Here is a 19,312-nt window from a genome sequence, read left to right as displayed (position 1 = left end):
ATTCAAGATGAACCTTCAAAAACAAGTAGTCAAGATCGGGAGGATGTCAAGGTTGACCTATTAATATAAAACCTGCCCAATCTAATGGGTGAGGATAGCGTTTCATTGTAGTCAACATGGCTTGACGCAATGCTACTGCTTTATCAGTGTGATGTTGTATGTTGCGATAAAACTCGGTCATCAGTAAAGAAGTTGGTTCATCAGGTAATGCCCATAAAGAGACTACTACACTTGGAACCCGTGCAGCAACTAAGGCACGAGATAACCCTACTACTCCGTCTCCAGTAATCTTTCCTCGTCCGGTGTTGCAAGCACTGAGAACGACTAATTGAGCGTTTAATTTGAGATCGAGAATTTCACTGGCACTAAGGATACCATTTTCTTGTGTTGAGGTTTGCCCTTGGACTGTAGGATCGGGAGCCAGAGCGATCGCTCCTGGTACTCCTAAGCCGCGAAAGTCGCTAAGCAAGCCGTGGGTAGCTAGATGAACTAGAGTTGAATTGCTCATTTGTTGCAACACCCTAGATTTGTTGGCATTTGCACCAATCAGCGCTTTTGTTTGGAAGAGTTGGGCAATAGCTTTGGCTTCTTGTTCAGAACCAGGGAGAGGAGGCAATTCTTCCGGTGGTTCCCCTGGTTGAGTGACAATTTTCGGCATAATTGGATTGCCAACAATTAAGTTTGAGTCAGAAATTTTATTTGCTCCTGGCTTTTTTCGTAGTTGATATGTGATATCTAAAACTTGAATAGAAGGTGAAATCGAAATTGTATGCCGTTCAATTAATAATTTACCTGTGGCATCTGGAAGGGTGGCAAAAGGAACAAGAAAAAGCGATCGCTGAGGAATAAATATTACATGATTATTGGGATCTTGAGGAAGCAAATCGTTAATAGGTTGAATCAATAATTGATGCAGTTGATGTAAAGGGTTTTCATTAATTACAGAAGATACGTTACTACTTATCTGTAAACTCTGATTTCTAATACTAAGCAACTCACGAGTTTTAGAAACTAACTCTGCTAGTCCTTTTGGATAACATAACTGAGGATTTTGACACTGCCAAAGAGGTTTGAGGTCAACTCGACGGAGGGTAATATTACCTGTTGGTTGGACAACCCAGATTAAAAGTTCTGATTCATGGGTTTCTAGCTTTCCTTCAACTAGGAAATTTCCAGGCACAATGGAATACTCTACTAAAGTTGCATGATGATTTTCAGCTATTTTTTTAATCTCTGCAATCGTAGGAGAAGCAAGGGTTGTAGTTGGTGCTTGTGTTTGGGTAGCAACAGTAGAAAGGCGGCGAGAAAGTAGCTCTGCAAGGGCACGGGCACGCCCCCGTTCAGATATTTGCAAGGCGGCTTCGGGTTGGTTTTGGGCAACTAATACCGCTTGTAGATTGCTATAAGGTGCATTTTGGGTTTCAAAAATCGAGATTTTAAAACTATCATTGCTGCCTAGTCTGGCTCGCAAAGACTCCCAAATTTCAATTGCTTCTTCGAGGGTTTTTGCTGCCCCTGCTGGATTTCCTGATTGGAGGCGAACTGCTGCGGCGTTAATTTTAGCAATGCCTTGTTCTCTGTGATTATTGCGCGAGGAAGCGTATTGAAAATATTTACTGTAGGACTCTAAAGCTTTGTCGAGGTTGCCCATTTGAAAGTGGACGAGTCCTTGATTACCAAGAATACGATACAGAATATCGCCATCGTGTAGTCTTTCCCAAGAAATTTTCCAACCTTGGTCAAAAAGTGCGATGCTCCCGTGATAATCTCCTTGGAAATAAGCTATACCTGCTAAATTTGCTAGAGTTTCAGCTTCTGAACGTAAGTCTTTAAGTTGACGAGCGATCGCTAAACGTTGCTGATAATAATCGCTAGCTTTTGAATAATTGCTTTGATTTTGATAAATAATACCTAAGTTGCCCAAAACAAACGATTCTAGAGATTGCTGTTTGATTTGCTGAGCTAAGGTTAATGCCTGTTGTTGATAGTCAATCGCTTTTTTTGGATCTCCCAAAGCTTGATAGACAATCCCCAAGTCGCTTAAAGCTTTTGCTTGTCCTGCTTGGTCTTTATTTTTTTGAGATAAAGCCAGACGTTTTTGGTGAAACGCGATCGCTTTTACATACAAATCTGCTCCATAATAAGCATTGCCTAAATTTCCTAATGCTTGGGCTTCTTGAAGTTGTGCTACCTTGGTATTTTGCTGGCGAGTGTGAATTAACTGCCAATAATCATTTAAATAATCTATCGTCTCAGCATAATAATTTCCTTTTTGGACATGAGCCAGTCCCAAATTTCCTAAAAGGATAGCTTCTAATTCAAAATATGCATTTTTTTTGCTAATTTCTAATCCTTCTTTATAGTAATTAATTGCTTTATCGTACTCACCTTGAAGATGAGCAGATAATCCTAACGTTGCTAAAACTTTAGCTATTTTAGATGGATCTTGACTAGTGCGTGCCACATCTAAATCAGACTCAGAGATAGACTCATTTGAGAAACTATCAAGGGAAAAATAAGCAATTCCAGTATTGCTAACTCGTTCTCCTTCCCATTGCAGATGCCCAAGAGGCTGATAGAGGGTGAGTATTTGGACTTTTTGAGTAGTATTTGGAATAGAATCGTTTTTTGCCAGTTTTTGAATTTTATTTTGTGTAACTTTATCTGAAGATTTTGCAGCAATAATTTGTTGGCCAATTAAAGTTGCCACCAAAGAAAGAGGAATAAAAAGAGCTAAACCAATTTTTTTCCAAAAAATTTGCATAAATAAAACTTCTGGATGTATGTTTTCGCGTCCTCAACCGTATCGCTTTAGCTTCTGCCGATAATTATCATTTTCATCAAGAGAATGAGTGAGTAAATTCACTAGCTTTAGATTTGGCAAACGCAATCAAAGCACTACGGTTATAGCATTAGGCTCTGGGATATGTTTTTAGAGCAACAGTAAATTTACTTAAAAAACTATAAAAATTGATATTATTTAAATTTGTATCGGAAAATACTTAAATTTTCTTAACCTTTATATATCGACAATCGCCAAATACATTGAATATACTGAACGCGACAAATGAAAAGTCATTCTGACAAGGAGTAATAATGTCACAAGAGGCAGTTATTCAATTCTTTGATGCTGTTTTTAAAGATACATCTTTGCAGGGAAGGCTGAATCAGCGTTTGGCTGAAATCGCACCAGAAGCACTGATTCAAATAGCACAAGAGCATGGTTATAGCTTTACAACTGAGCAATTAAAAGCAGCCCTACAAGAGGCTGAACTATCTGATGAACAGTTAAATGCAGTAGCTGGAGGTAGACCATCAGATTTCGTTCGTGAAGGTGGGCCACCCTGGGTACAAAACCAGCCTTACAGTGCTACAACGCAAGATGGAGTGGCCCAAGAAGCGATTAATTCTGCCACCGATTCATGTCCCTCTGCTGTGGAAGCGTTTCGTTCGCTAGCAAATTAATCAGTAGCTATTGCTTCTAGCTTGGTTGATTTGAAGATTTTATGAATGCCGAAATCTTTCTCATCAACCAAGCTGGTTCATAACTATCAGCACAATCTATAAATTGCCATTGGAAAAACGTATGACATCGAAAGAGAGGAAAAGAGTTCAATTTGTAATTAAGAGTTCTAAGTTCTGTAATCTTCGTTGTCGTTACTGCTATGAATATGCAGAGTTAGGCAATCGTGAGGCGATCGCACCAGAGCAATTAGACAAGATGTATGCTCATATTGCTAGTTATTATAATCGCCTCGATCGCCCAGTAGATATTCAATTTATTTGGCATGGTGGCGAACCTCTTTTACAACATCCAGACTATTATTGGCGAACCTTTGACCGCCAGCAACAAATTTTTGGCGAACTAGCTAGTTCTGTAACAAACACTGTCCAAACAAACTTAACTGTACTCAACAACAAACATATTCACTTGTTGCGAGAAGGATTTGATGGCGTAGGAGTTTCTGTAGATTTATTTGGGGGACTGCGCGTTAATCAAGCAAACAAAGATTCTCTACAGGTTGTGTTGGCGAATATGGATCGCTTACAATCTGAAAAAATTAACTTTGGATGTATTACAGTTCTAACTAAGTTAAACTTGCCATATCTCGAAGAAATTTATCGGTTCTACGAAAAAATAAAAATACCATTTCGAGTATTACCACTCTTCAACGGCGCTTTTGATGGACAACATCAAGGATATGAAATAAGTGCCAATGAGGTTTTAAATGCTTATCGTACTTTATTCGATCTGTGGTTAGAAAGTAAAAGCCCAGTGAGAGTAAGACCAATTATTGATTATATTAAACCAGTAATTCGTCATTATATTCCTAATGCTCAGCCAGATTTTTATAATAAGCGAGAATGGGAATATATGTATTTAGTTAATGTTAATGGTGACATTTATAGCTATGCAGATGCTTACAATAGTGAATTTTGTCATGGCAATTTATTTGAGACTCCTCTAGAAAATATAGTTCTCAGCGCTGGACATGAAAAAGCGATAATGGCGGCAGAAAAACGCATGGCATCTGCGTGTCATTCATGTGAATATTTTGGTAGATGTAGCGGTTATCCTGTTGCTGAAGAAAGTGTGATTCACAATCAAATTGATGCAGATGGAAATGCTCAATGTACAAAGGAAAAAGGAATTTTCCAATACATTGAAAAACGTTTTAAAGAAACTGGAATCATCAATCCAATAACTCGTAAAGTTAATATGAACCAAGATTATATTTCTAAACATATTTTGGGTTTAGATATTCCTGGCTGATTTTGAGACTTGGGTAAAAAGATTTTTCAATAAGAATTATGACTCCTGAGTTGTAAATTATATTTTGATAAATAACAAATATTTGTTTGAGAAAATGCTATGTTAGCCGAAAGTAAATTTACGTGTATACAAGAAGGAATAAAGCTTTTTTTAGATATTAATGTAGATAACCAAATCCCTAGAATTTGGCTTAGTTCAGGGATAACACAGGAAATAGAATCAGTGTGCGATCGCATTCAATATCGGCCTGGTGCATTCCTACCAAAAGAACCTTGGAGAGAACCTAGCTTAACAGAATATCATCGGCTAAATGCGAATGAAACACTCTCACAGGTTGGCTCGTGGAAACTGGGAGATTATATCGGCGTATGTCGTTTTCCAGATGAAGTTTTAGCACCTTTAGAAACAATACTCGAAGAGTTAAAAACAAGAACTGAAACACTTCAATATTATCCATCTGCTAGTACTCACCAAGATTACGAAAGTGCAATGCAGAAAATTATCAATTATTCTCACCGTTATTGTCTATCAAATGAGGAAGCAAAACTTCTAGGTTTAAGAGTGACAGTCCCCGGATTACGCACGCTAACAATGGAAGATGCCAAGTATTTTGTCGGAATGCATCTTGATAGTTGGGATCGATCGCCTCTGAGACGCAGACATCAATCAAGAAATCGTATTTGTATTAATTTAGGGCGTGAGGATCGCTTCTTCTTATTTATTAATCTTCCATTAATGGAGATGTTTAAAGCTTTAGGTTTATCTGACGATGAAGTTTATAAACATTACCGAGGAACAACTGTAGGTGATGAATTTATGAAACTATATCCTGATTACCCAATTGTTAAACTCAAAGTAGCGCCAAAAGAAGCGTATATTGCGCCGACAGATAACTTAATTCATGATGCATCTTCTTTGGGTAAGCAGTATCCTGATATCACTTTATCTTTCCTTGGTCATTTTGGAATTCAATTTCCAGAAAATTAGGAATTATAAACTACAATACAAAACATTTTTAAAGTAAAAAAACTAAGCATGTCTAACCAAGATTTCGATTTTGAAAGATTAATTCAGCCTATCGATATAGCTACTTTTTTGGAAAACTATTGGGAGCAGCGATCGCTTGTTCTGATTCGCAAACAAGCAGATTATTATGCCAGCCTTTTCTCAATGGAATACGTTGAGGATTTGATTCGCTTTACAGATTTAAAATCTCAAGACTGTAGAGTGTTTAAAACTACAGAGGGAGAATCTGTTAAAACCTATGCAGCGATGGAAAATAGTTACAGCAATTCCTATGCAGCAAATCAACTTTACGATGCTTACAACCAAGGTAATACATTATGCATTCACAAGATTCACGATCGCTGCAAGTCGGTTGCTACTTTTTGCCGGAATTTAGAAGCATTTCTCAATCATCCTGTAAATATTAACTTGTATTTGACACCTAAAGACGCTCAAGGATTTCCACCACACTATGATACACATGACGTTTTTGTGCTTCAAATTGCAGGATCTAAAAATTGGCGAATTTATGAATCTTTTTCAGATATCCCTTTAGTTACCAAAGGCTACATAGTGGATCAAAATAAACTTGATGCCCCTTTGCATGAAGTTTGCTTGCAGCCTGGTGATTTATTGTATATTCCTCGCGGTCACGTTCATGAAGCAATGACTTCAGAAACCTCCTCATTACATCTCACCGTAGGAGTTTCTGTCTTTGAATGGGCAACTTTAATTAATGAAGCGATCGCATCTGTCGCCGAGCAAAACGTCAACTTTCGTAAAGCACTACCAGTAGGTTTTCTCCATAACAGCGAAGCAAAAGCATCGATTAAAAACCAACTAGCACAACTACTCCAAATCCTTGCTGAGTGCGCCAATGATGAAGATGCTATGGAACGATTGACTAAACGCTTCATCAGTGGAATGTCTCCCTTACCCGACGGGCATTTTATCAGTTTGGATGCCGTTAACGAAATTAATCCTAACACTACCATTGCCAAGCGACAGGGAATGATTTGTCAAATCACGAAGAAAGCAGACTCAGTGATGATTCAATTCCCTGGAGGAACAGTTACAGGCCCGCCGCATATTGAGCCAGCGCTTCGCTTTATTGTAAATTCAGAAGAATTCCTCGTCAAAGACCTTCCAGGTTTTTTGAGCAACAATAGCAAATTAGTTCTGGTACAGCGTTTAGTCAAAGAGGGACTGTTAAAGATTCAACAGCGATCGACTACAAGCACAACCGAAAGTCTGAAGATTACAAGTAATGTCTAATCCCGATTTTGATTTCGAGAAATTAATTAAACCTATCGATAAAAAGGCTTTTTTAACAAAATATTGGGAGAAAAAACCACTTGTTATCATAAGAGAAGAGGCTGATTACTATGCAAGCCTCTTGTCAATGAAAGATATTGATAATATCATTCGTTTTATTAACCTAAAAAGTTCTGATATTGAAATCGATTCTCTAAATAATTCTCAAGGTTTTAACTCTTCTGATTTTCATAGGTTACCTAGTATTAACAACCTTTATAAAGCCTACTCTCAAGACCAGACTTTGCTAATACACAAGCTCCAAAATTATTGGCAGCCAATTGCTACTTTATGTAGACATCTGGAGCAATTTTTCAATCATCCTGTTAATGCTAACCTATATCTGACACCTGAGAATTCACAAGCTTATCCAACACATTTTGATTTAAATGACTTCTTTATTCTTCAATTAGAAGGTTCTAAACTTTGGCGCATTTATGATTCATTTTTAGATTTACCCATTGCTACCCATATCCAACCAATACCAAAAGAAATACTTGAGACATCACCACGCGAAGTTTATCTCAAGGCTGGTGATTTATTGTATCTTCCTCGTGGTTATGTGCATGAAGTATTAACATTAGAAAGTTCTTCATTACATCTGACAGTTGCCATTGATGTGTTGAAATGGAGTCATCTGATTGTTGAGGCGATCGCATCTGTCGCCGAAGAAAACGTCAACTTTCGTAAAGCACTACCAGTAGGCTTCCTTCATCGCAGCGAAGCAAAGGCGTTGATTAAAGACCAATTAGCACAACTACTACAAGTCCTAGCTGATAGCGCTAACCATGAAGATGCTGTTCAACGGTTGGCAACGGTTTTATTAAACTATCTATAAAACTGCAAACATAACCTAATCACTTGTCTGCTCTGATTGAATCAACTTTGCATAAAAACCATCAAGCTGAGACATTTCTTGGTGAGTACCTCGTTGCACTACTTTACCTTGTTCTAGAACAATGATTTCATCACAGTCGCGGATGGTACTTAAACGGTGAGCCACAATAACGCAAGAACAGCCTCGATAACGCAGATTTCGATCGATATTTTTTTCTGTCTCTGCATCTAGGGCGCTGGTTGCTTCGTCCATAATCAAAATTGTCGGGTCATTGACTAATGCACGAGCAATTTCTAAACGCTGGCGCTGTCCACCACTAAAATTAGTAGCACCCTCAAGCAAGTTACCATCATAGCCTCCAGGTAAAGCTAGAATCACTTCATGAATGGCAGCATCTTTGCAAGCTTGCACTAATTGAGAATTGGACACTGTATCATCCCACAAAGTTAAGTTATCTCGAACAGTACCAGCACACAGAAAAATTTCTTGTTCTACCATTGCCAGAGAATTAGAAAGTATTGCCCTTGAAATTTGTTCTCTAGGTATACCATCAAACAGAATTTCTCCCGACCAAGGTTGATAAAGTCCTGCAAGCAATTTAGCAACTGTTGATTTACCAGAACCGCTACCACCAACTAAGGCTACCCGTTGTCCTGGTTTTAACTGAAAACTCAAGTCTTTAATTAAAGGATCGTCAGTGTGCGAATAGCCAAATGTGATATTTTTTAATTCTATATATCCTTTAAGTTTGCAGGATGAAGCATACTGTAAAGGTTTAACTATTGGACTGTGTAAATTTTCTCCTTTTCCTTCTGAATCGGTTGGGTTTTCTAACACATCATCTAGACGATTTAAGTCTCCTTCTAATTCCTGTAACATACTACCGAAACTTACTAGAGAGTTAACTGGAGTTAAAAAGCTAGTTATTAAACTTTGGAAAGCAACCAACATACCAATGCTAAGATGCCCATCCATAACTCGTAAACCGCCAATAACTAAAACAGATAAGGAGCTTAAACTAGTCAAGAAGACAGGTAGAATTCCTAACACTTGATTGGTAATACCTAACTCTTGTTGAGCGTTGAGAAATTTTGTATAGTAGCCTGACCAACGGGAGAAGAAATCAGACTCTAGGGCTGATGCTTTCAGGGTTTCCATACTTTGAAGGGCAGCAATTTCTGTACCTGCAACTTTGCCCTTATCTTGGATAATTCGCATATAAATATCTTTACGCTGCTGGGAAATCCACTGTAAAGTTAAGATATTAATTACAGCAAAACAGATAGCGATCGCAGTTAGCACTTCATCATAAGCAAACATGATGATAGCATAAAACACCACCATCACTGTATCAATTACAGTCCTAGCTAACTGTCCCGAAAGCACTTGTGCAACTTTAGTATTGATATTAATCCGAGTGCTGATCTCTCCGGCAAATCTTTGGGCATAAAAGCTCACTGGTAAGCGAAGAATATGGTCGATAAATTGCCCGGACATCTTCACTGATAACTTGATATTTAATTTTCGCAAAAACCGTCTTTGTAGTAATGTTAGTATCACCTGAATAATTACAGTAATCGCCATGCCGAAAATCAACGGGCGCAACCACTCTGTACGATTTTCCACCAAAATACTATCTACAAAAATCTGATTAAATACGGGTAGAACTAACCCTGGAATAACTAAAAAAAATCCTGCCAGAAAACAATAAATAATCGCTCCCCAAGAACCCTGTAGGCGGTCAAGAAGTGAAGCTATTAAGCTAGGCTTACGACCCCCACGTTGGAATCCTGGGCCTGGTTCCATCATCAAGACAACTCCTGTATAAGCTTCATCAAATTCTTTCAATGAAACTCGCCTCGGCCCGCTACCTGGGTCGTTGATATAAACCCAATCTTTTTGAAATCCTTCTACTACTAAAAAATGATTGAAATTCCAAAAAACAATATATGGCGGTGGAAGTTGTTCTAATTGTGTCAACTGTTTTTTAAAACCTTTGGCTTGCATTCCGTAGTTTCTTGCAGCTTTAACAATGTTAGAAGCTTTGCTACCATCACGAGATACACCACAATTTTGACGTAATTCTGCTAAAGGTACAATTTTATGATGATAAGCCAAAATAATCCCAAGGGCTGCGGCTCCGCATTCCACTGCTTCCATTTGCAATAAAGTGGGAGTTTTAACGCGGGAGTAAATGTTACTTTTTGCGGCTTCTAAATTTGATGATGAAGCTTTTTTTTGTAAAGAATTAAGCTTTTGAATTAAGGATATAAATTGCCGAATTAATAGCACAAGACTATTTCCCTAAGTAGGTAGACATAATTGAATGTAAAATACAAAAGTTTAAAACCTTGATAGCAATTGGCTTTTCCCTTTTACCCTCTGCCTCCTGCCTTCTAATTAATGCCAGTAAGTTCTCTTAATATGGGCAAGATATAAGTAATTGGTGCTTGCTCTGCTACTGTAACTCGGACATTGGTAGTTGTCCCCGCAGAAATATTTAATTTTGGCCCTTGGGAAGAAGACCAGCGATAGCCGCTAAAGTTCGATGGAGCTAGTTCCATTTCTGCTCGCATTTCTATGTTTGTGCCGCCAGTAGGTAAGATGTTTGTCACTAAGTCAGGATTACCAATCACAAACTTTGCACCTTCTTTAGTCACAGGGAAAGGGGAAACAGAGGTAACTTTGCCGACAATTCCACCAAAGCGTTCTCTTTTTACAGAAGTAGGAGTAATTTGCACAATCATTCCTGGTTGAATCTGTTTACCATCTTGGACATTAAAGTAAGTGACGGCAATTAATCGAGCATTTTTATCGCCGACATTCAAGGTAACAAGAGGAGTTTTTGGAGTCATAAATTGTCCGAGAAAACCAGTTACTTCTAATACGCAGCCGCTATTAGGACTAATAATTTGGCTATTATCTAATATTTGTTTTTCTAGTTGAGCGATCGCTCGGTTAACTTCTTGAATTTGATTATTTTTAATATTGATATTTTCGACGTTATCTTGCTCGATACGCTGGCTTTTTGTATCTAAATCTTTTAATTGCGCTTGCAGTTCACTTAAAGAACTGAGATTTTGTAAATATCTCTGTTGCGCTTGTGTTTCTTGCACATCTAACTGTTTGATTTGCGCTTTGATATCAGAGACATTTTGCAGTCCTTGTTTATATTCTTGATCTGCTTGTAAATATGTATCTTTGGCAATGGCTCCGACATCTACAAGTTGCTGGCGCTTCTGCAATCTATCTTTGAGTACGGGTATGAGACCAACAGCATCATTGAGCTTTTGTTGTAAACTAATACGTTGTTCGCGAATAGCATTTAAATCTTTTTCATAAAACGCAGGTGTAAGAATCTGAGTATCTCGCAAACGTTGGATATAACTAGCTTTAGCAGAAGCGATCGCCTCTTTTTCTTTAGCAGTACGTTGCCGCTGAAGCAACAATGAATGCTGTTCCTGTGTTTGTAATTGCCCTAATTTTGAGCGTTGTAATTGTAATTGCTGCTTGATATCGGTGGGGTCAATTGTTGCTATGGTATATCCTTTTTCTATACATTGTCCTGTTTTAACATTTAGACTTTTTAACTGTCCTGAAATTGGCGACTCAAAAGTTACAACTTGGTTAGGTTGAATCAGTATTCCCTTTCCTGTCACTGCAAGCGGAATACGTCCCAAAATACTCCAAATTAATCCCAGAATTATAAAAGTACCCAGCGTCACCAAAGGTAGCCAATCTATAGGATTAACTATCTGCATTAACTGATCCAATCTTTCTGGAGAAGATAAACGTTCTAGTGATTCTTTGCGAAATATATTTTCTCGATTTTCAGCCATTTATTTATTAATTTGTAATTCGTAGTTAATCTGTAGTTATGCCGTAGGCTAACGCACCTTGAATTCTTGACGGTGCGGCGCTACATTTTCTTCTACCTGCTTCAAGATTTCCGATTAAAACGTTTAATCATCCAGTCAAATCTAGCACCTGCTAAGGCAGTATTGTCTAATGTATCTAAGTTAAGTTCATCTTCAACTTCAATATCTTCTGCTAAGAGTTGATCTAGTTGATAAGCCAATGTTCCAAATCCACGACGGAAAAGGCGATCGCGAATCCGATCTACTAAAACTACAGCGATCGCTCGGTAAAAACGTGCTGTAAATCCCGGATCTTGCTTTAATTTTCCAGCTAGTTTTTGTTGTGGTAGAGCTAGTAATACAGAAGATTCTGCTGCCTTGACTGTGGCAGAGGCGGTAGTTGCTTCCACAAAAGACATTTCCCCTAAAATTTCGCCTTTGATTGACTGAGCAATTTCTTTTTCGGCAGTTTCATTGTGTGGGGTAGTAACAAAAATTCCTAACTTCCCATCTAACAAGATATATAGTGCTTCAACAGGTTTTCCGGCTTCAATTAGTACTTTACCTGGATTGACTTTAGTTTTTATTCCCTGGGAAATTATCCAATCAATATCGCCATCGTTCAAAATAGCAAATACAAACAAAACTTTTCGCAATGCTTCTCCCGGAACTACTTTATTTTTAACAAGAAAATCTGTGAGTCTCCGCAACTGTTGTGACATTAAAACAGATAGCGTTTGATAAAAATGTGCAGCAAACTCTGTATCTTGTTCTAGCTTTTTGAGTAATAATTGCTTTGGTAATGTTAATACCTGTGAGGGTTCCAGAGCTATAACAGTGCTAGATGGAGGACGATTATCTACAAAAGATAAAGCTTCGACAATTTCTCCTAGAGAAACGCGATCGATTTGTTGTAAATCTTTTACATTCCCTGTGGGAGACACACAAATACTTAATGCTCCTTCTAACAAAATTGCTACTGTATCAATAATCCCTTGACCTTCTTGGATGATTATTTCATTAGTACTATACTCTATACATTTGCCAATACTGAACATCCAATTAATATCACTTTCTTTGAAGCAAGCAAAAAGAGGATTTTTGAATAATATTTCTCTAAACATACGTAAATTAAAAAAAATTAACCAAGAAAAACGAACTACAAAGGGTGCATAGCTGTGCGCTCCTACCAAGTATTTGTATCAACATTTACTGCACAGCTAGCACAACTCACCCAACGATATAAGACTTATTGACTTTTCAACGTCAGTTGCTAGAAAGCGTTTACAAGTCAGGAAGCCTGTTTAACATCTTTACTTTTTTCTTCTTACACTTAGGGACTTCCAAATAAAAAAATGTTCCAAAACTGACGCGAAAACTCTCTCTACTCCTCCTTTCTCTGTGTTCTCTGTGGTAGCCTGCGGCAAGCCGCTGACGCTCGTCGCTACCGCTTCGCTAATGCGTCTACGTTTATTTAGATAATTTATTTGTTGGAAGTCCCTTAGTTACTACTTCTGCCAAGTTATACTCACTGCAATCAGATTTTGGCAATATTTTTAACCAATTTTTTAGATGGGAAGTTAATATGGATTTGCTTATTTGTAGTTAATTTTACTCAATAGCCCCTTAAAGATTGAAAATTAATAGGACTGAATATGGATTCGATACAAAAATTTATAAATTTTAGTGGATTTTCTATATCTCTGATATTAATGATTTCTAGTTTGCCGAGAATTGCGAGCGCACAATCACCAGAGAAACTGAAATTTCAGAATTGGAAGATTAGTCAAAACTTTATTCCACCAAATCGAAAAGCACCACAGACTACGGCTGGTGGTGCAACCCGTGGCGAAGATGAGTGCGATTCAGACAGAAAAAAAAGTTTAACTTCTTTAATTCCTCCAAATAAGTTAGGTTTAACTCTTGCAGAACGTCCGACATTTTATTGGCTTGTACAGCAAATGCCATTACAAACTGTTGAATTCTCACTTCTAGACGATCGCGGTATAGTTTACAAAACAACTTTTCAACTTCCAAATCAATCAGGAATTATTGGTTTTACGCTCCCAGCAAAAGCACCGAGCCTCAAAGTTAATAAACAATACCAGTGGTATATAGCGATCGCTTGTGATTCAGAAGAGCCAGAGGACAAAATTACTGTCAATGGTTGGGTAGAACGGATTCAGCCAACTCCTGATTTATTGAAGCAGCTAGCAAACACAAATCCCAAGGGACTTTCTCAAGTTTATGCCACACGTGGGATTTGGTACGAAGCGCTACATACTTTAGTAAAGCAACGTCTTAACAATCCTAGCGATCGCACTGTCATGGCTAATTGGCAAGCATTATTAGAATCAGTGAATTTAAAAAATTTAGTTTCCAAACCTTTAGTAAATACCAACAATGCTCAGACTAAGTAATTTATGTGGAGTCAGATAAAACGCCTATTTTGGCAATGGCGCGGTATCTTTATTGCTACTCCTAGTGCTGGAGCATTTGTATTAATTCTGCGGTTGAGTGGATTATTGCAAATGTTAGAATTAGCAGCACTAGATCGAATGTTTCTATTACGTTCTCCAGAACCAGTTGATCCGCGAATTGTAATTGTAGAAATTAACGAATCTGATGTCCAAAAACTTGGTAAGCGTGGTTATTGGCCTTTACCTGATGCCTTACTTGCACAAGTTTTAGAGAATTTAAAACAACAAAACCCCAGTGCTATTGGTTTGGATTTATATCGAGATTTGCCAGTAGGATTTGGACATGAATCGTTAGTTAAAGTATTTGAGTCTACACCAAATTTAGTTGGTGTGCAAAAAGTAGCCGAGAGTGAAGATAGCTTTGCAGTTGCACCACCGCCAGCTTTGAAACAACGCGGCCAAGTTGGTGCAAATGATTTTCCTTTAGATGTAGATGGAAAAGTTCGCCGGAGTTTGATGTATTTAGCCGACAAAAATGGCGAAAATGTCTTTAGTTTTGCTTTTAAACTTGCTTATCTTTATTTGAGCGATCGCCACGTTGATGTCGGACAAACAAAAGATTATTTAGTTAAAACAGGTAATGTTATTTATCCCTTATTTCAAGGCAATGATGGCGGTTATGTTCGGGCTGAAGACCAGGGTTATCAAGTACTGCTAAATTACCGAGCTTCTAGACAAAGTTTTCTGTACATATCTATTATGGATGTGCTAGAAAATCGGATTCCTAAAAACTTATTAAAGGGGCGGATTATATTAATTGGTTCCACAGCAGAAAGCCTCAAAGACTTATTTTATACGCCTTACAGCAGTAGAATTTTAACAGCACCTAAACGCATGGCTGGTGTAACTATTCATGCCCATGCCATTAGTCAAATTTTAAGCGCTACTTTAGACGGTCGCCCATTAATAAAAACATGGAGCAAACTATACGAATGGTTGTGGATTTTTCTTTGGGCGCTGATTGGCGCTATATTAATATGGCAACAAAGATATAGCGGTAGTTCTAAAAGAAAATCATTATTACCTTTGATTAGCATTTTGTTAGCAGGATGTTGCCTTATAGGTAGTAGCTATCTCATTTTTATAGCAGGGTGGTGGATTCCTGTGATTCCACCATTAATGACATTAATTTGTTCTGCAATTGCTGTGACTGCCTACATTGCTCGGACTGCGGGAGACATTCGGAAAACTTTTGGCCGTTACCTTACCGATGAAATAGTTGCTAATTTATTAGAAAATCCTGAAGGTTTGAAACTTGGGGGAGAACGTAAGAAAATTACTATTCTTACTTCTGATTTAAGAGGTTTTACAGCTACCTGTGAGAGATTATCCGCAGAAGAAGTAATTAAAATTATTAACTTTTATCTAGGATACATGGCAGATGTCATCACTCAGTATCAAGGTACAATTGATGAATTTATGGGTGATGGGATTTTAGTTTTATTCGGCGCTCCTATCACCAGAGAAAATGATGCTATAAGAGCGATCGCTTGTGCTGTGGCAATGCAATTAGCAATGGAACCTGTGAATAAAAAGATTCAGCAAATGGGATTATCAAAGCTAGAAATGGGTATTGGCATTAATACAGCAGAAGTAGTAGTTGGGAATATTGGCTCGGAAAAACGAACCAAATATGGCGTTATCGGCGATCAAGTTAATTTAACCTATCGAATTGAATCTTATACAGTCGGCGGACAAATTTTTGCTTCCGAATCAACTATTAAAGAAGCTGGTTCCATTGTCAAAATTATTGGAAATAAAGAAGTACAAGCTAAAGGGGTAAAGCAATCAATAAAGATTTATGAGGTGGGTGGTATTGGTGGAGGATATGATTTATATCTTACTCAAGAAGAAGAAATCTTTTTTGAACTGCCAGAAGCAATTCCCCTAAAATATGCGATTTTAGATGGCAAAGATGTACATAAGACCGTCATTGAGGGAAAGTTAGTAAAGCTTTCAGCCAAGGGAGCGCAAGTATGTTATAACTCAGCAGTAAATTCTGTAGTTTTACAGCCCTTTACTAACTTGAAACTGAACTTATTGATACCCAATAATAGCGAAATGAGCAAAGATATCTATGCTAAAGTTTTAGACAAAACGCCAGAACGAAATAATTTTTATATTTACTTTACTAGTCTGCCGCCAGAAGTGGAAGCGCAATTTCATGCCATACACCTACAACAAAGAAATATTGAATCTCTAACTCCAAATGAGTGAATCTAAGTTACTGCTCACAGGTAATCAATCCTTAGTATTAGACGATCCGCAAATAGTTTGGCAAATGAAATCTGGTGCGATCGCTCTATTTGCTATTTCCATCGAGCAAGGTATTGAAGGTGTTCGCCGTTATTTATTTAGTGTGAATCCGGGAGAAGCATTGTTTGGGATATCAGCTGATAATCATAAAATATTAGCGATATCTCTAGAAGATACTGAGTTATCGCAATTAACTGCACAGGAATGCGAACAATGGATAAATCAGGGGAAAAATGAAGCAGAAAAATTTCTCAATTTAGTGCAAATTTGGGAGAACAATATTTGTACTTGTGTAGGCATTTATTCTACTGAATCAGTTTTTGTTCATACTGAAAAGCTTGTTAGTTGGAACGAAATTAAACTTGTTATTGAGCAACTGCATACTGATTTTTGCGACACTTTAACTCAAATAGAACAGGAAGAATCGGCAGCAAATTGGACTCAATTTCAAGCACGGAATAAACTTAACTATGAAGTCAAACTTACTGCTTTAGGCAGCTTGGCATCAGTCCTCAAACCTCAGCAAGCGCAACTGATACAAGAAGGCACGCCACTATTAATTGCCGCAGGTGCAGTGGGTAGGGCATTAGGAATTAAAATTCAACCACCTCTGCGTTCTGAAAACATGCAGCGGATTCAAGAACCGTTAGAAGCGATCGCTCGTGCATCCCGAATTCGCATTCGTCGGGTATTGCTCAATGACCGATGGTGGCAAAAAGATAGCGGCCCTTTGTTGGCTTACACTCATCAAGACAACCTTCCGGTTGCAGTGTTACCAGCAGGGGTGGGAAAGTATGAAATTTTTGACCCACAGAAACAAACTCGCATACCTGTAAACAGTCATACTGCTGAACAACTAGCTCCCTTTGCCTATGTGTTTTATCGCTCCTTACCCGATCGAAATTTAACTGCGCTTGATTTAATTCTGTTTGCCTTTAAGGGACAAGTTCGAGAACTGGCGATTATCTTTCTGACAGGAAGTATCGGCGCATTGTTAGGAATGTTAACCCCCTTAGCAATTGCCATCCTCATTGATTCTGTGATTCCTGATGCAAACAGAGGGTTGTTATTGGAAATCGGATTGGGTTTGGTAGCCGCCAGCTTGGGTACAGTAATTTTTCAAATTGCCCAAGGTTTTGCCAGCCTAAGATTAGAAAGCAAAGCCAGTTTAGACGCTCAAGCAGCCTCATGGGATAGATTATTTAATCTGCGAGTATCTTTTTTTCGAGAATATTCAATAGGGGATTTACAATCTCGTGTTTCGGCGATCGCTAAAATCCGCCATCAGCTCAACGATACTGTATTACGCACAATTTTTACTAGCTTCTTTTCCCTACTCAATCTGGGATTGTTATTTATCTACAGTTCCAACCTCGCTTTAGTTGTGGCAGCCGTAGCATTAGTGACAATTATTTTAACTACTATCTCAGGTGTACTTAGCCGCCAGAAGTTACGTTCTTTAGAAGAGATAGAAGGGGATATTTTTGGTTTTACCGTACAGATGGTTGCTGGCGTGTCTAAACTCCGAGTCAGCAACGCAGAAGACCGCGCCTTTGCCTACTGGGCAAAAAAGTATACTCAACAGCTAAAACTTAAACTGAGTACAGAGTTAATTGAAGATGTCTTAGCTATCTTTAATACCGCTATGCCGACTGTCAGTTCGATAATTATTTTTTGGCTAGCAGTCACATTAATTACACAAGACCCATCTCAAAGCGGCACAGGACTATCTACAAGTACATTCCTGGCATTTAATTCAGCCTTTGCCATATTCATTGCTGGGGCAACTCAACTAAGTAACACCATAGTTAGCATATTAGATATCAGCATTTTCTGGGAACGTGCAAAGCCCATCTTTCAGTCTCAACCAGAAATCGACCTTAGCAAAAGCGATCCGGGACGATTAACAGGTCAAGTAAAAATCGATCGCGTGACATTCAGCTACCGAGAAGATGGCCCTCTGAATTTAGATCGTGTAACAATTGAGGCAGACCCAGGAGAGGCGATCGCTTTGGTAGGGCCTTCTGGAAGCGGCAAATCAACTATTATTAGGCTGTTATTGGGTTTTGAAACCCCAAAAAATGGCACGATTTACTACGATGGTCAAGACTTATCAGGGTTAGATACACTAGCAGTACGCAGACAGATTGGTGTAGTGCTGCAAAATGGTCGCATCAACAGCGCTTCGATTTTTGAAAATATTTCCAGTGGCGCATTAGTGACAATGGAAGAAGCTTGGAAAGCAGCACGCATGGCTGGATTTGCCGATGATATTCAGTCGATGCCAATGGAGATGCACACAGTCATTTCAGAAGGCGGTACAAATCTTTCTGGTGGACAACGACAAAGGTTGCTCATTGCTCGTGCCTTAGTACTAGAACCGAGAATCCTAATTTTTGATGAAGCTACTAGTGCTTTAGATAATCGTACCCAAGCTATAGTTAGCGCCAGTCTAGACAAGTTGGGGGTAACACGCATTATCATTGCCCATCGTCTTAGCACCATCCGCAATGCCGATCGCATTTATGTAATTGAATCTGGCCGAGTTGTCCAGCAGGGTAAGTTTGATGAATTAGTCAATCAAAACGGATTATTTAGCAATCTGATGGCGCGACAAATGGCTTAAAAAGTTTACTTCAGAACACAGGACTTACGCACAAAGCTTGTCTGTAACTCCTTCTCCTACACCCCCATACCCTATAGCGATTCTGATAACTGTAGGATCTCAAACACAAGTTGATACAGGATTTTTAAGGTAAATGAGATACACAGGTAGGGGCGCACAACT

At 38.4% G+C, this 19,312-nt stretch carries 12 protein-coding genes; 8 read left to right on the top strand and 4 right to left on the bottom strand.

Features of this window, described 5'->3' with window-relative positions; all coding sequences use genetic code 11:
- Positions 1 to 46 precede the first annotated feature (46 nt).
- On the bottom strand, positions 47 to 2,764 hold the full coding sequence (locus tag H6H03_RS24330; RefSeq protein ID WP_190957629.1) for a CHAT domain-containing protein: 2,718 nt from the start codon (positions 2,762 to 2,764) through the stop codon (positions 47 to 49).
- Between the two features lie 332 nt (positions 2,765 to 3,096).
- On the opposite strand from H6H03_RS24330, the gene H6H03_RS24325 reads away from it, so the two are divergent.
- The 5 genes from H6H03_RS24325 to H6H03_RS24305 all read left to right on the top strand — a co-directional run bounded on the left by H6H03_RS24325 (position 3,097) and on the right by H6H03_RS24305 (position 7,931).
- Complete coding sequence (locus tag H6H03_RS24325; protein WP_190957628.1) at positions 3,097 to 3,465, top strand: Nif11-like leader peptide family RiPP precursor; 369 nt, start codon at positions 3,097 to 3,099, stop codon at positions 3,463 to 3,465.
- 121 nt (positions 3,466 to 3,586) lie between these two features.
- The gene (locus tag H6H03_RS24320) at positions 3,587 to 4,774 is read left to right on the top strand and encodes a radical SAM protein (RefSeq protein ID WP_190957627.1); all 1,188 of its coding nucleotides are present in this window, start codon (positions 3,587 to 3,589) and stop codon (positions 4,772 to 4,774) included.
- 99 nt (positions 4,775 to 4,873) lie between these two features.
- A complete protein-coding gene (locus H6H03_RS24315) occupies positions 4,874 to 5,761 on the top strand; it encodes a hypothetical protein (RefSeq protein ID WP_190957626.1) in 888 nt (295 codons plus the stop codon).
- Between the two features lie 48 nt (positions 5,762 to 5,809).
- Complete coding sequence (locus H6H03_RS24310; RefSeq protein ID WP_190957625.1) at positions 5,810 to 7,054, top strand: cupin domain-containing protein; 1,245 nt, start codon at positions 5,810 to 5,812, stop codon at positions 7,052 to 7,054.
- Positions 7,055 to 7,181: 127 nt separating this feature from the next.
- A complete protein-coding gene (locus H6H03_RS24305) occupies positions 7,182 to 7,931 on the top strand; it encodes a JmjC domain-containing protein (protein WP_313931907.1) in 750 nt (249 codons plus the stop codon).
- Between the two features lie 15 nt (positions 7,932 to 7,946).
- Here the strand turns inward: H6H03_RS24305 and H6H03_RS24300 are convergent, their stop codons facing one another.
- From H6H03_RS24300 to H6H03_RS24290, 3 genes are all read right to left on the bottom strand, one after another.
- Positions 7,947 to 10,091 carry an NHLP family bacteriocin export ABC transporter peptidase/permease/ATPase subunit gene (locus H6H03_RS24300; protein ID WP_199339079.1) on the bottom strand — a complete coding sequence of 715 codons (2,145 nt, stop codon included), beginning with the start codon at positions 10,089 to 10,091 and terminating at the stop codon, positions 7,947 to 7,949.
- 236 nt (positions 10,092 to 10,327) lie between these two features.
- Positions 10,328 to 11,770: an NHLP bacteriocin system secretion protein gene (locus tag H6H03_RS24295; protein WP_190957622.1), complete on the bottom strand. Its 1,443-nt coding sequence runs from the start codon at positions 11,768 to 11,770 to the stop codon at positions 10,328 to 10,330.
- A 101-nt stretch (positions 11,771 to 11,871) separates the two neighbouring features.
- On the bottom strand, positions 11,872 to 12,912 hold the full coding sequence (locus H6H03_RS24290) for a cyclic nucleotide-binding domain-containing protein (RefSeq protein ID WP_190957621.1): 1,041 nt from the start codon (positions 12,910 to 12,912) through the stop codon (positions 11,872 to 11,874).
- Between the two features lie 531 nt (positions 12,913 to 13,443).
- Between H6H03_RS24290 and H6H03_RS24285 the strand changes: the two genes are divergently transcribed.
- The 3 genes from H6H03_RS24285 to H6H03_RS24275 are packed head-to-tail and all read left to right on the top strand — an operon-like array spanning position 13,444 to position 19,150.
- Complete coding sequence (locus H6H03_RS24285) at positions 13,444 to 14,208, top strand: DUF928 domain-containing protein (RefSeq protein WP_190957620.1); 765 nt, start codon at positions 13,444 to 13,446, stop codon at positions 14,206 to 14,208.
- Between the two features lie 3 nt (positions 14,209 to 14,211).
- Positions 14,212 to 16,485 (top strand): CHASE2 domain-containing protein, encoded by a 2,274-nt coding sequence (locus H6H03_RS24280; protein ID WP_190957619.1) that lies wholly within the window; start codon positions 14,212 to 14,214, stop codon positions 16,483 to 16,485.
- Positions 16,478 to 19,150: an NHLP bacteriocin export ABC transporter permease/ATPase subunit gene (locus tag H6H03_RS24275; RefSeq protein ID WP_190957618.1), complete on the top strand. Its 2,673-nt coding sequence runs from the start codon at positions 16,478 to 16,480 to the stop codon at positions 19,148 to 19,150. The genes H6H03_RS24280 and H6H03_RS24275 overlap by 8 nt, the downstream gene beginning before the upstream one ends.
- Positions 19,151 to 19,312: the final 162 nt, after the last annotated feature.

Source organism: Nostoc paludosum FACHB-159, assembly GCF_014698835.1.
Lineage (GTDB): Bacteria > Cyanobacteriota > Cyanobacteriia > Cyanobacteriales > Nostocaceae > Nostoc > Nostoc paludosum.
This window is presented reverse-complemented; position numbering and strand designations above follow the sequence as displayed.

Bases quoted from the DNA above. Each gene is read 5' to 3' on its own strand.
- H6H03_RS24300 (WP_199339079.1), bottom strand. From the start codon at position 10,091: ATGGAAGCAGTGGAATGCGGAGCCGCAGCCCTTGGGATTATTTTGGCT.
- H6H03_RS24305 (WP_313931907.1), top strand. From the start codon at position 7,182: ATGAAAGATATTGATAATATCATTCGTTTTATTAACCTAAAAAGTTCT.
- H6H03_RS24280 (WP_190957619.1), top strand. From the start codon at position 14,212: ATGTGGAGTCAGATAAAACGCCTATTTTGGCAATGGCGCGGTATCTTT.
- H6H03_RS24325 (WP_190957628.1), top strand. From the start codon at position 3,097: ATGTCACAAGAGGCAGTTATTCAATTCTTTGATGCTGTTTTTAAAGAT.
- H6H03_RS24295 (WP_190957622.1), bottom strand. From the start codon at position 11,770: ATGGCTGAAAATCGAGAAAATATATTTCGCAAAGAATCACTAGAACGT.
- H6H03_RS24315 (WP_190957626.1), top strand. From the start codon at position 4,874: ATGTTAGCCGAAAGTAAATTTACGTGTATACAAGAAGGAATAAAGCTT.
- H6H03_RS24310 (WP_190957625.1), top strand. From the start codon at position 5,810: ATGTCTAACCAAGATTTCGATTTTGAAAGATTAATTCAGCCTATCGAT.
- H6H03_RS24285 (WP_190957620.1), top strand. From the start codon at position 13,444: ATGGATTCGATACAAAAATTTATAAATTTTAGTGGATTTTCTATATCT.
- H6H03_RS24320 (WP_190957627.1), top strand. From the start codon at position 3,587: ATGACATCGAAAGAGAGGAAAAGAGTTCAATTTGTAATTAAGAGTTCT.
- H6H03_RS24330 (WP_190957629.1), bottom strand. From the start codon at position 2,764: ATGCAAATTTTTTGGAAAAAAATTGGTTTAGCTCTTTTTATTCCTCTT.
- H6H03_RS24275 (WP_190957618.1), top strand. From the start codon at position 16,478: ATGAGTGAATCTAAGTTACTGCTCACAGGTAATCAATCCTTAGTATTA.
- H6H03_RS24290 (WP_190957621.1), bottom strand. From the start codon at position 12,912: ATGTTTAGAGAAATATTATTCAAAAATCCTCTTTTTGCTTGCTTCAAA.